Annotated in this window: 11 protein-coding genes; all 11 read left to right on the forward strand. The window is 28.5% G+C overall.

What is annotated here, in order from left to right:
• Nucleotides 1–56 precede the first annotated feature (56 nt).
• A complete protein-coding gene (gene pheS, locus IPM32_12200; protein MBK8946014.1) occupies nt 57–1,049 on the forward strand; it encodes a phenylalanine--tRNA ligase subunit alpha in 993 nt (330 codons plus the stop codon).
• A 15-nt stretch (nt 1,050–1,064) separates the two neighbouring features.
• Nucleotides 1,065–3,461, forward strand: coding sequence for a phenylalanine--tRNA ligase subunit beta (locus IPM32_12205; protein MBK8946015.1), 2,397 nt, complete (start codon nt 1,065–1,067; stop codon nt 3,459–3,461).
• A 1-nt stretch (nt 3,462) separates the two neighbouring features.
• On the forward strand, nt 3,463–3,780 hold the full coding sequence (locus tag IPM32_12210; GenBank protein MBK8946016.1) for a hypothetical protein: 318 nt from the start codon (nt 3,463–3,465) through the stop codon (nt 3,778–3,780).
• A gap of 47 nt (nt 3,781–3,827) precedes the next feature.
• Nucleotides 3,828–4,127, forward strand: coding sequence for a cell division protein ZapA (zapA, locus tag IPM32_12215; GenBank protein MBK8946017.1), 300 nt, complete (start codon nt 3,828–3,830; stop codon nt 4,125–4,127).
• Nucleotides 4,128–4,342: 215 nt separating this feature from the next.
• Entirely contained in the window at nt 4,343–5,914 is a 1,572-nt protein-coding gene (gene rny / locus IPM32_12220; GenBank protein ID MBK8946018.1) for a ribonuclease Y, read from the forward strand.
• Nucleotides 5,915–5,957: 43 nt separating this feature from the next.
• Nucleotides 5,958–6,554 (forward strand): dephospho-CoA kinase, encoded by a 597-nt coding sequence (locus IPM32_12225; GenBank protein ID MBK8946019.1) that lies wholly within the window; start codon nt 5,958–5,960, stop codon nt 6,552–6,554.
• 82 nt (nt 6,555–6,636) lie between these two features.
• Nucleotides 6,637–7,536, forward strand: coding sequence for a proline dehydrogenase family protein (locus IPM32_12230; protein ID MBK8946020.1), 900 nt, complete (start codon nt 6,637–6,639; stop codon nt 7,534–7,536).
• Entirely contained in the window at nt 7,536–8,549 is a 1,014-nt protein-coding gene (gene tsaD, locus IPM32_12235; protein ID MBK8946021.1) for a tRNA (adenosine(37)-N6)-threonylcarbamoyltransferase complex transferase subunit TsaD, read from the forward strand. Before IPM32_12230 ends, tsaD begins: the two co-directional genes overlap by 1 nt.
• A gap of 26 nt (nt 8,550–8,575) precedes the next feature.
• Nucleotides 8,576–9,622: an endolytic transglycosylase MltG gene (mltG, locus tag IPM32_12240; protein MBK8946022.1), complete on the forward strand. Its 1,047-nt coding sequence runs from the start codon at nt 8,576–8,578 to the stop codon at nt 9,620–9,622.
• Entirely contained in the window at nt 9,601–11,274 is a 1,674-nt protein-coding gene (locus IPM32_12245) for an Ig-like domain-containing protein (GenBank protein MBK8946023.1), read from the forward strand. The genes mltG and IPM32_12245 overlap by 22 nt, the downstream gene beginning before the upstream one ends.
• A gap of 15 nt (nt 11,275–11,289) precedes the next feature.
• On the forward strand, nt 11,290–13,122 hold the full coding sequence (gene ftcD / locus IPM32_12250; GenBank protein MBK8946024.1) for a glutamate formimidoyltransferase: 1,833 nt from the start codon (nt 11,290–11,292) through the stop codon (nt 13,120–13,122).
• Nucleotides 13,123–13,216 lie beyond the last annotated feature (94 nt).

Below are 13,216 nucleotides of genomic sequence, written 5' to 3' on the forward strand. Positions count from 1 at the left end.
CTTCCTTTTAACGGTGGATTAATTTTAGGGGTATTTTTTTAAATTTAAGAATCGGTATGAAAGAAAAAATTGAACAAATAAAACAAGAATTTTTACAAGATTCTAATAATATCTCTGATTCTTCATCACTTGAAAATCTTAGAATAAAATATTTTTCCCGTAATGGAATTTATGCTCAACTTTTTGAAGAATTCAAAACTTTATCAAAAGATGAAAAACCTAAATATGGTAAAGTTTTAAATGAAGAGAAAAATATTGCTCAAAATATTTTTGATGAATTAAAAAATAAAATTGATGCAAATAATCAATCGCATAAAAATCAAATTGATTTAACACTTCCGGGAAGAGAAAAAGAAATTGGAACTCTCCACGTTTTAACCCAAACTTTAAATGAAATAAAATCAATATTTAAAGGATTGGGTTTTTCCGTTTATACCGGACCAGAAATTGAATCAGATGAAAATAATTTTGAAATGCTGAATTTCCCGGATGATCATCCAGCGAGAGATATGCAAGATACATATTTTATTACTGAATCATTTTTATTACGCACACACACATCGCCGGTTCAAGTTAGATTAATGAAAAATAGCAAACCGCCGTTTCGTGCAATAATGCCGGGCAGAGTTTATAGAAATGAAGCAATTAGCGCAAAAAGTTACTGCTTGTTTCATCAAGTTGAAGGATTAGTAATTGATACTGATATTACATTTGCAGAATTAAAAGGAACATTAGTTTATTTTGCAAAACAACTTTTTGGCGAAGATGTAAAATATAGATTTAGAGCGAGTTTTTTTCCGTTTACTGAACCAAGTGCAGAAGTTGATATTTGGTGGCAGCCGAAAGGTAAAGAAGGGAAATGGCTTGAAATTCTTGGCTGTGGAATGGTTGATCCAAATGTTTTGGAAAATTTAACTATAGATTCTGAAAAATATATTGGTTATGCGTTCGGAATGGGAATTGAAAGAATGGCTATGCTAAAATATGGAATTGATGATATTAGACTTTTCTACGATAACGATAAAAGATTTTTAAATCAATTTAAATAGAGTGAGGAAAAAGTTTTGATAGTTTCACTTAATTGGTTGAAAGAATACGTAAACTTAAATGGAATTTCTGTTCAAGAAATTGTTGATAAATTAACAACTTCTGGATCTGAAGTAGAAGAAGTAATTGATAAATCTAGTGAATTTAAAAATATAATTGTAGCAAAAGTTGAAGATGTAAAAAAACATCCAAACGCCGATAAACTTTCTGTTTGTAAAGTTAATGACGGCGGCAAAATTTATGATGTAGTTTGCGGTGCGCCAAATGTTCAAGCCGGACAAATAGTTGCGTTTGCTAAAGTTGGTGCAATAATTCCAAATGGAAAATTTGAAATTAAAGAAGCAAAAATTCGAGGTGAAAAATCTTCTGGAATGATTTGCTCAGAAGATGAACTTGGACTTTCTGTAGATCATTCAGGAATTATGGTTTTGGATGAAAACTTAAATATTGGTGAACCGCTTGCAAAAGCATTAAATATGGATGATGTAATTCTTGAAGTTGCAATCACTCCAAATCGTTCCGATGAATTAAGTCATATTGGTTTAGCGAGAGATTTATCTGCAATTTTTAATCGTGAACTAAATCGTCCTAAACTTCAAACTAAATTTAAAATTGTTGAAAAAAATAAATTTGCTGAAATCAAAATTGAAAATCTGCAAGCTTGTCCGCGCTATACCGGAATTGTTGTAAAAAATGTAAAAGTTGGTGAATCACCAAAATGGCTCAAAGATAAACTTACCAAAATTGGTTTGCGACCAATAAATAATATTGTTGATATAACAAATTTTGTGCTTCATGAAGTTGGTCAGCCTTTGCACGCTTTTGATTTGGATAAAATTTCCGGAAACAAAATTATTGTTAAAAATATTATTGGTGAAGGAAAATTCACAACTTTAGATTCAAAAGAAAGAAATATGTTTTCTTCAGATTTGATGATTTGTGATGCTGAAAAACCAATTGCTATTGCTGGTGTAATGGGCGGAGAAAATTCCGAAGTAACTTCAGAAACAAAAAATTTATTAATTGAAAGCGCATATTTTAATCACTCATCAGTAAGAAAAACCGCAAAACACTTAGGTTTATCTTCTGATGCATCTTATAGATTTGAAAGAGGAATTGATCCAAACGGTACTTTATTTTCCGGATTGCGAACTGCAGAATTGATTCAGCAAATAGCCGGTGGTGAAATTATCACAGAAATAATTGATGTTTATCCGAATAAAATTGAAGAGAAAATTCTTAATGTAAGATTTTCAAGAATTAAAAAAATATTAGGTTTCAAAATTTCCGAAGAAAAAATAAAATCAATTTTGGTTGGATTAAAATTCCAAATAGTAAATTCTGATGAAGAAAAAATTGAAGTAAAAGTTCCAACTTTCAGAAATGATATTGAACGCGAAATAGATTTAATAGAAGAAATCATTAGAATTTTTGGATTGGATGAAATTCCGCCGGTACAAAAAATTTCATTATCATTAAATAAAAAAATTGATGAAACTGATTTTGAAAATTTAGTAAAAAATAAATTTGTATCATTAGAATTTATTGAAGTTATTAGTAATTCATTGTTGAGTGAAGAAAAAAGTATTGGTGAAAAAAATCCAATAAAAGTTTTAAATCCTCAAAGTACAGAAATGTCAACTTTAAGAACTTCACTTCTTCCTGGAATTTTGATGAACATTTCAAGAAATATAAAAGTTAAAGAAGGTAATTTAAAGTTTTTTGAAATCGGACAAGTATTTTCATCAATTAAAAATGAAATAAAATCATTTGAAGATTTTGAAGAAAATCAAAATTTAATTTTAGCAATTTCTGGTGAAAGAAATAATTCATCTTGGTATCAAAAAAGTGAAAACATCGATTTTTATGATTTGGTTGGAATTAATGATAAAATTCTATCGTCAATAAATATTGACGGAATTTTTGAAAAAACTTTTGAATTTGATAAAAATATTTTTGAATTTGGATTTACACAGAAAATTGATAATAAAGATGTTGGATTTGGCGGAAAAATAAATCAAACAATTTTAGAAAAATTTGATATTTCAAAAGATGTTTATGTTATTGAATATAATTTAACACAAATCAAAACTTTTGATAGATTATTAAAGAAAAATATTCCGTTATTAAAATATCCAAAAGTGTACCGAGATTTTAGTTTCATTTTAGATAAAAAAATTACCTATTTTGAAGTATTGAAGACAGTAAAAGAATCTAGTTCTAACCTATTGAAAAATGTAAATTTATTTGATATCTTTGAAAGCGAAAGTATAGGTAAGGACAAAAAAAGTCTTGCTTTTCAATTAGAATATTTTGATGAAACAAAAACATTGCGTGAAGAGGAAATTGACGCAGATTTTTGGAAAACTATTGAAACAGTTAAATCAAAATTTAACGCAGAATTAAGAGGTTAAAGTGAGTGAATCTACAAAATATGATTTATTCATGAAGGAAATTGAATCATTAGAACAGATGGTTCAGGGGTATGTTGCAGAAAGTGAAAATGCTACAAATGAAAAAAATATTTTAAAACAAAAAGTTGATAGTTTATTAAAAGAAAATGAAGTATTAGTTTTAAAAATTAAAGAATTAGAAAAAAAATTAAATTCTGTTGATGAAAAATCATTAACAGCAGGAATTAAAAAAACAAATTTGGATTTGCAAGAAAGACAAAATTTGAAAAATCAAATTGATGATCTGATTGCAAGAATTGATTATCATATAAGATCGTAGAATTAATTAACAAAATGTGTTGAAGTTTTAGGTACAGAATAGACAAAATGTCAGAAAAAAAGAAGCTTAAAGTAAAAATATTTGATAAAGAATTTTCATTGCTCGTAGAAAATGAAGAAATTGCTACAGAATTAGCTAACTATGTAAATAAAATTATGGATGAAACAAAAGCAGAATTAAAAGATCAGCCAACAGAAACAATTGCTATAATTGCTGCATTAAATATTGCGTATGATTTATCCGTAGAAAAAAATAAGTTTAGAGAATTTAGCATACAAGCAACTGATAAAATTAAAAAAATAAAGCTTCTTCTTGATAAATCTGATGTTGAGTCCATTCCATCATAAAATTTCCGCACTGCCAATTAATATATGAAAAACTAACAGAGTTCATTAAGGGTTTCTGACTCACAGTGTGTATTACAGGCCTCAATCCGATTCGTCGGATTCCGGAAACGGACTAGTGGAAGTAAAAAGCATTGGGCGGTTACCCACACTTATAAGGATGAGTTTTTCCATCCTTAGTTGGCAGTTGCGGTTTTATTTCTGTTTATGGAGGTATTATGGATTTAAGTAACCCGTTTTTTATTATAATAATTGTTTTAGTAACATTTGGAATTTCATTAGCAATTGGCTGGTTTCTCCACTCAAAAATCGCTTTAAATAAAATAAGTGTTGCAAAAGAAAATGCTGCAAATATTATTGCTGATGCTGAAAAGGAAGCAAAAAATATCAAGAGGGAGAAACTATTAGAAGTTAAGGATGAATGGTTAAAAAAGAAGCAAGAATTTGACAACGAGAAAAATACAAAACAGCAAAAAATACAAGTTTATGAAAAGAAAATTGAACAGCGTGAGCAAAGTTTAGAGAAAAAATATGAACTTGTTATTGAGAAGGAAAAAGAGAACAAAGAAGCAGAAATAAAGATTAAAAAGTATCAAGAAATTTTTGAAAAGAAACTTGAGGAAGTTGAAAAATTAATTGCAGAACAAAATATTAGATTAGAAAAAACTGCTGGACTTACAAAAGATGAAGCAAAAAAAATGCTGATGGAAAATGTAATTGATAAAGCAAAATCAGATGCTTCTCAATATGTAAATGAAATTAAAGATCGTGCAAAAGCCGAAGCAAAAAAAGAATCCCAAAAAATTATTGTACAAGCTATTCAGAGAACTGCTGTTGATCACTCTGTTGAAACTACGGTTTCGGTTCTTCAAATTCAAAATGATGAAATGAAAGGAAGAATTATTGGACGTGAAGGAAGAAATATACGTGCTTTTGAAGCTGCTACCGGTGTTGATGTAATTGTTGATGATACTCCGGAAGCTGTTATTTTATCAGCATTTGATCAATTTAGAAGAGAAATTGCAAGAATTTCTTTGGAAAGATTAATCGCAGATGGAAGAATTCATCCATCAAGAATTGAAGAAGTTGTAAAAAAAGTTGAGCAAGAACTGGATGAAGAAATTCAAAAAGAAGGTGAAAATGTTCTTATTCAATTAGGAATTCATGGAGTAAGCAGAGATCTTGTTAAATTTATTGGAAGAATGAAATACCGTTCTAGTTATGGGCAAAATTTGTTACAGCACAGTATTGAAGTAGCTTACATAACCGGATTTATGGCAGCAGAACTTGGTTTTGATCAACAAATTGCTAAACGTGCAGGATTGATGCATGATATTGGAAAAACGGTTGATAAAAGTATTGAAGGTCCGCATGCATTACTTGGCGCGGAATTATTAAAGAAATATAAAGAACATCCGGTTGTTATAAATGCGGCAGCAAGTCATCATGAAGATGTTGAAATGACACATCCAATTTCTGCCTTAGTTCAAGCAGCCGATGCAATTAGCGGTGCAAGACCCGGTGCAAGAAGAGAACCTCTTGAAGGTTATGTTAAACGTTTGGAAAATCTTGAAGGAATTGCGAACACTTTTGAAGGAGTTGCGAAAACTTATGCAATTCAAGCTGGAAGGGAAGTTAGAGTTGTTGTTGAACCGGATAAGGCTGATGATCAATTATCAGAAAAATTAGCTGAAGATATAGCTCATAAAATTCAAGAAGAAATGGAATATCCGGGACAAATAAAAGTTACCGTAATTCGTGAAGTAAGAAAAATAGCATACGCAAAATAAATTAAAATTATAATGCCGGATATATTCCGGTATTTTTTTGACTATGAAAAAATATGCAATTGGTATAACCGGCGGAATTGGTTCTGGTAAATCAACAGTTTCAAAAATATTTGAAGAAAATGGATTTATTGTTATAAAAGCTGATGATATTGCAAAAAAAATAATGCAAAACGATTTAGAAATTAAAAATAAATTAATTTCTGAATTTGGTAAACAAACATTTTTAGAGAATGAATTAAATAGCAAATATATTTCCGATATTGTTTTCAATGACGAAAAAAAATTAAAGATATTGAATTCAATCGTTCATCCCGCCATGATTCAAAAAATTGCTGATGAAGTTAAAGAAAATCAAAAAACATTTAATATAGTTTTCGTTGAGGCCGCATTAATATTTGAAGCAAAAATGGAAAAATTATTTGATTTTATTCTACTTGTTACAGCAAATGATGAAATCAGAATTGAACGAATTTTATTAAGAGATAGAATTTCTAAAGATGAAGTGGTAAAAAGAATAGAAAAACAAATTCCAGAACAAATCAAAAAAACCAAATCTGATTTTATTATTGATAACAACAAAAGTTTTGAAGAACTAAAATCAAAATCCGAATTTTTCCTAAAATTATTTCAAACAATGTAATTTATTATTCCCCAAAGTCTTATCTATCCTTGCTTAGAATGATACGAACGATTATTTTTCATGTATTAAAATTGAGGTAAATGTGGGAATTATTAATCAATCAATTGTATCTTTTGTTAAAGTTTTACCTAAATCAGTGGTTCATATTTTTGCTAAAAAATATATTGCAGGAGAAACTTTAGAAGATGCAGTAAATGTTGTTAAGCAGTTAAATTCAAAAGGAATTTTTGCAACTTTAGATGTTTTAGGTGAAGCAATTAAAACAAAGGAAGAAGCAATTCATGAAAAGGAAGAATGCTTAAGAGTTTTAAATGCAATAGATCAAAACAAATTAAAAGCAAATCTTTCAATTAAGCCAACATCATTGGGATTAAGCATTGATGAAGATTTTTTTTATCAGCAATTAAAAGAAGTTTTAACCAAAGCAAAAGAATTAAATAATTTTGTTCGTGTTGATATGGAAGATTCTCCATATACTTCTTCTACAATAAAAATATTTAAAATGGTGCAAATAGAATTTGATAATGTTGGAATTGTTGTTCAAGCTTATCTTAAAAGAACAATGGATGATGTTAATGATTTAAATAAATCAAAAACAAATTACAGATTATGCAAAGGGATTTATATCGAACCGGAAGAAATTGCTTATAAAAATAAACAATCAGTTCGTGATAATTTTTTGAATCTTCTTGAAAAAATGTTTCAGAATAAAAGTTATGTTGGAATAGCAACTCACGATGAATATTTAGTAAATGGTGCTTACCGTATTATTGATGATATGAAATTATCCAAAGATAAATATGAATTTCAAATGCTTTACGGTGTTACAGAAAAATTGCGTGATAAAATAAATTGTGATGGTCACAAAATTAGAATTTATGTACCTTATGGCAAAAAGTGGTATGCATATTCAATTAGAAGAATGCAAGAAAATCCGGAAATTGCCGGTCACATTGCAAAAAGTATATTTAAGTTTAATTAATGATTGTTCTCGGAATAGAAAGTTCGTGTGATGAAACTTCCGTTTCCATTTTAAAAAATGGAGAAGTGTTAACTAATTTAATTTCATCTCAACTTTTCCATAATAAATTTGGCGGAGTAGTTCCCGAACTTTCGAGTAGAGCACATCTTCAACAAATAACTCCCTTATTAAAACAAGCACTAAAAATATCAGAAATCAGTTTAGATAAAATTGATTTAATTTCTGCAACTGCAGGCCCGGGTTTAATTGGAGCACTTTTAGTTGGATTAACATTTGGAAAAAGTTTAGCACTTTCAATGGACAAACCTTTCATTCCAGTTAATCATATTGAAGGACATATTTTTTCCGGATTTCTGATGAACGAAAAACCAGAGTTTCCTTTTTTATGCATTGTTGTTTCCGGCGGACATACTTTATTACTTTTAGTTAAAAGTGAATTTGAGATAATAAAATTGGGCACCACAATTGATGATGCAATTGGAGAAAGTTTTGATAAAGTATCTAAAATGTTAAATCTTGGATATCCGGGTGGACCGATAATTCAAAAGTTTGCAGAAACCGGTGATGAAAATTTTATTGATTATCCGATAGCAAAAACTAAAAATAAATTTGATTTTTCTTTCAGCGGACTTAAAACTTCAGTGTTAAGATCAATCGAAAAAATTGATAAATCTAAGAATATAAGCGAAACTGAAAAAATGAATATTTCGGCATCATTTCAAAAAGCAGCTGTAAAATCAATTTCAAGTAAAGTTATTTTAGCAATGAATGAATTTGAAATTAAAAGTATTTCACTTGTTGGTGGTGTTGCAGCAAATCAAAAATTACGGAATGAAATAATTTTAATTGGGAAAAAATTTAGTAAAAAAGTTGTAATCCCAAATTTGGAATATTGTGGAGATAATGCAGCGATGATTGCATTACGCGGATTTCAATATTTTTCCGGAGGTTATAAATATCCGTTAAGTTCGAATGCTTTTCCAAATTTAACTAAAGATTATTTTGATAACTAAATTGAATTATCGATAAAGTTTGAATAATGAATAAAAAATCGAAAAAGCGAAATTTCTTCATTAAAAATTTAATCTATTCACTTGTTGCCATAATTGTATTTTTGGGCGGATACTTTTCATATATTTTCTTTTCGCCCAATTATAATGGAATACATCAACCAATACAATTAGACATTCTTCAAGGTTCTTCATTCAGCACAATTACTGATTTATTGTATCATAAAAATGTAATTACAAATAAATTTAATTTTAAATTATCCTCATTAGTTTTTAGCGCACATAAAAATATTAAAGCCGGCAGATATGAAATTCCGGATGGAATTAGTTACTATAAATTGTTAAAATTATTAATTGAAGGCAGACCAAAAAATCAAAAATTGGTTACAATTCAAGAAGGAATTTGGCAAGAAAAATTAGCGGAATTATTAAAAATTGAATTGGGGATTGATAAAGAAAAATTTCTAAAATTATCTTCAGATGAAAAATTTATTAAAAGTCTTGACTTAAATATCTCCAATATTGAAGGATATTTATTACCGGAAACTTACTATTTTTATGAAGGAACAAACGAAGAAGAAATTATTAAAAAACTTAGCAGCGAATTGAGAAAAATTTTTATGAAGCCGGAAATTATTGATCAAATGAAATATTTAAATATGGATCAAAATCAAATTTTAACAATGGCTTCAATTATTGATGGCGAATCAAATCAAATTTCCGAATTTAAAAGAATTGCCGGAGTTTATTATAATCGATTAAAAAATAATTGGAAGCTGCAAGCTGATCCAACAGTTCAATATTTATTGAGGCAAAGAGGCGATAAAATAAATCAAATACTTTATAAGGATTTAGAAATAGATTCAAAATTTAATACATATTTGTATTATGGATTGCCTCCGGCTCCAATTAATAATCCCGGCAAAGAAGCTATAATGGCGGCGTTGTTTCCTGAAGAACATAATTATTTTTATTTTGTTGCTGATGGAAAAGGTAGACATGTATTTTCAGAATCGTCAAGAGAACATCAAAATCAAGTTAATAGGTATAGAATTTGGCGCGAAAACAACAAATAAAATCAATCATAATTTTGATTCTTAATTTCTTACTCTTGAGTTGTGCAAATCAACTTTCACCGCCCGGTGGAGAAAAAGATATTATTCCTCCAAAAATTATTTCTTCATATCCGGAAAATGGAAAAATAAATTTTAGCGATAATTATATTGAGCTGACATTTTCGGAATACGTTAATAAAAGAACGATAAATGATGCATTTTTCATATCACCAATTTTGGAAAACAATCCGGAATTTTCTTGGACGAATAAATCAGTTGAAATATCTTTCGATGAAAAACTAAAGGAAAATACAACTTACTCAATAGTTATCGGAACCGAAGTTGCCGATATAAATAATAACAATAAAATGAGCGAACCATTTATTTTAACTTTTTCCACCGGAAGTAAAATTGATAGTGGAAGCATTAGCGGAAAAGTATTTGCGGATAAAGTTGATGGGACAATGATTTTTGCTTATTCCAATAAAAACGATACTTTAAATATTTACAAAAAAAAACCAGATTATGTTTCTCAAGTAAATAAAAAAGGTGAATTTACAATTAATGGTTTGGCAAATGGAATTTACGAAATCTTTGCTGTTAAAGATGAATTTAAAAATTTGGTTTATGATAAAGGTAATGATTTAATTGGATATTCTACCAGTAGTATTACTGTTGCAGATTCTCAAAATAAAATTGAAAATATAAATTTTTTCTTAACCAATGAAGATACTCTTGCACCAAATTTTCAATCAATTACGATGACGGATAAAAACCATATTGTGATTGAATTTAATGAGCCGATTGATAGTTCAAAATTAAGTTCAAAGAATTTTGTCATCGTAGATTCAACCCAAAATTTAACTTTCGAAATTAAAAAAATATTTAAAGGTAATCCCAATAAAAGTGAATATATTCTCTGTGTATCTGATTCGTTAAATCCGGAAAATAATATTTATTTAATTGCTCAGAATATTCTTGATCGTTATAAAAATGAATTAGTAAATTCAAGCAACAGTTTTACACCAAGTGAAAAAGTTGATACAAATTTTATAAAAATTTCGAAACTAGTTACTGAATACACGAGCAATACAATTGATTATCAATCTCCAAGTTTTATAATAAATTTTTCAGATGCTTTAAGTGATTCCAATATATCAAATAAAATTGCATTTCTTGATCCGGATAGTAATTCAATCTCCTTTAATTTTATAAAAATAGATGATGCTTCAGTAAAAATAATTCCAATAAGTGATTTAAAACCAAAATCTATTTATAAAATTAAAATTGATTTTAAGAATATAATTGATTTGGCTGGAAATAAAGTTGATACCGTTATGATCAATAAAATCAGTACTATTAGTAACATGGAATTTTCCGGAGTAAGCGGAATTGTAAAATCTAAAAGTAAGAATCCAAAAGTTGTCTTAAACAGTTTAGAAAAAAAACATACAAAAATCCAAAAGGAAATTACCAAAGAAGGTATTTTTAGTTTTGAGAGAATAAATCCGGGAAAATATTTAATGTGGATTTATAACGATTCGGATTCCAACAATATTTATACATTTGGAAACTTTGATTCACTAAAATATTCTGAAGAATTTAAATTTTATCCGGATACACTAAACTTAAGACCACGCTGGCCAATCGGCGATATTGAAATAGAATTTTAAATAATTGAGAAAATTATGAATGAACAATTAATCGAATGTGTTCCAAATTTTTCTGAAGGTAAAGATTTAAATATTATCAAACAAATTACAGATGAAATTGAAAAAGTTGAAAATGTAATACTGCTTGATGTTGATAGAGGTTCTGATATGAACAGAACGGTTGTTACATTTATTGGTGATAAAAAAGGTATTGCTGAAGCAGCATTTCAAGCAATTAAGAAAGCATCGGAATTAATTGATATGTCAAAACATTTTGGCTCGCATCCAAGAATGGGTGCAACAGATGTTTGTCCCTTTATTCCGGTAAATGGAATTAGTATTGACGAATGTATTCAGCTTTCCAAAGATGTTGCTAAAAGAGTTGGAGATGAATTGAATATTCCCGTTTATTTATATGAAAAATCTGCTCAAAAATTTGAAAGAAAAAATTTAGCAGTTATTAGAAAAGGTGAGTATGAAGGATTGCAAGAAAAAATAAAAGATGAAAATTGGAAACCCGATTATGGTCCGGCAGAATTTAATAAAAAAAGTGGGGCAACAGTTATTGGTGTTAGAGAATTTTTGATTGCGTATAATATAAACCTTAATACCCGAGAAAAACTTCATGCAATTGATATTGCATATGAATTAAGAGAGAAAGGAAGATCAGCAAGAAAACCAGTTTCACATCCATATTATTATAAAAGTGAAAATGTTGTAAAATATGAAAGTGATTCATATCCTTGCGGGGATTGTGATTTTATTGGACAATCAATTTCAGATACAATTCAACATTGTACTGAAATTCATAATTATGATTTAAATGAATTGTTAAAACTAAATGATATAAATCCGGAATTTCCCGAAGGTGAATCAGTAAAAAAGAATGGAATGTTCAAACATTGTAAAGCAATTGGTTGGATGGTTAAAGATTTTGATAGGGTTCAAATATCAATAAATTTAACTGATTACAATGTTACATCAATGCATCATGTTTTGGAGGCAGCAAGAAAATTAGCATTTGACAGAGGTTTAATTGTTACCGGAAGTGAAATTGTTGGAATGGTTCCATTTAAAGCCTTATTGGAAACTGGTAAATTTTATCTTCAGAAGCAAGGAAGATCAACTGGAATTCCAATCAAAGATATTTTACATACTGCTGTTCAATCACTTGGATTGGAAGATGTAACAAAATTTAAAATTGATGAAAGAGTTTTAGGTTTGCCAAAAAATAATTCAGATGCATTAATTGAAATGAAATTAAATGATTTTGTTGATGAAGTTTCGCGAGAAACACCAGCACCGGGCGGTGGATCAATCGCAGCTTTAGCGGGAGCTTTAGGCGCTGCTTTATCATCTATGGTAAGTAATTTATCAACTTACAAAAAAGGTAGTGAAAATATTGATGAACTTTTGAATAATTGTGCAAATGAATGTCAGCAAATTAAAAATGAATTATTAAATGCTGTTGATGAAGACACTCAAGCATTTAACGATTACATTTCTGCAAAGAAATTACCAAATAGTTCAAATGAAGAAAAGGTACTAAGAAATTCTGCAATTCTGGAAGGCTTAAAAAAAGCAGTTAGTGTTCCACTTAGAACTGCTGAATTATCTTTAAGAATAATTGAAATCTCACAAATTGTTGTTAAGTATGGAAATCCTAATTCTATTACTGATGTTGGAGTTGGGGCACAAATGGCTTATTCTGGCGTACTGGGCGGAATTTATAATGTGCTTATAAATCTTAAAGAAATTAAGGATGAGAATTTCAAAATATTAATGAAAGAAAAATGCTCTTTAATAAAAGTTGATGCACAAAATAAATTGAATGAAGTTTTAAATTACGTTGAGTCAAAAATTCTTTGAAAATTAATTTGCCTTTCATAAAATATATTTGGTTATTAGAAATAGAAAAATCATGAAATAAAATAGTTCAGAAATCACTTTTAATTTTATTATA

The sequence above is a fragment of the Ignavibacteriota bacterium genome, assembly GCA_016716225.1.
GTDB lineage: Bacteria > Bacteroidota > Ignavibacteria > Ignavibacteriales > Melioribacteraceae.